The organism is Mesotoga sp. UBA5825 (assembly GCF_002432955.1).
In the GTDB taxonomy this organism is placed as follows: Bacteria; Thermotogota; Thermotogae; order Petrotogales; family Kosmotogaceae; genus Mesotoga.
On record NZ_DJHG01000067.1, the window covers coordinates 1 to 445 of the forward strand.

A 445-nucleotide genomic window follows, 5' to 3' on the forward strand; every position below is an offset into this window, starting at 1 on the left:
CACTAGGGTTGCCAACCGAAGACCTCGAGATCGATTGTATCGCTTTCGTCGAAGACAACTCCCTCTCTTTCGAGAATCGCCTTTTGAAGCGAATAGCCATTTGGGTCTCTAATGCTTATTCTTCCTCGTGCATTGATTACTCTCTGCCAGGGTATGGTCGCATCGGAGATACCGGCCATGGCGTACCCCACCATCCTTGCGGAACAACCGCCAACAAGAGATGCTATCTGACCGTAAGTTGCGACTTTCCCACGTGGGATTTGTCGAACCATCAAGTAGATTTTCTTATAGGTTGAAGTGTTTTCATCATCCATATTCTCACCGAGTGAATTGTACTATATGAGGAGCTGATCTACATATTAACGGCATCTCCCATTACCGCCTTTTACTTCGTGCTATAATTCGATTTAAATGCCGACGGCACCACGAGGAGGTAGTCAAAATG

Annotated in this window: 1 protein-coding gene; it reads right to left on the reverse strand. The window is 46.5% G+C overall.

The genetic code is table 11. The features are described from left to right. Positions 1-2: 2 nt before the first annotated feature. On the reverse strand, positions 3-314 hold the full coding sequence (locus B3N33_RS06195) for an MGMT family protein (protein ID WP_292592549.1): 312 nt from the start codon (positions 312-314) through the stop codon (positions 3-5). Positions 315-445: the final 131 nt, after the last annotated feature.

Bases quoted from the DNA above. Each gene is read 5' to 3' on its own strand.
- B3N33_RS06195 (WP_292592549.1), bottom strand. From the start codon at position 314: ATGGATGATGAAAACACTTCAACCTATAAGAAAATCTACTTGATGGTT.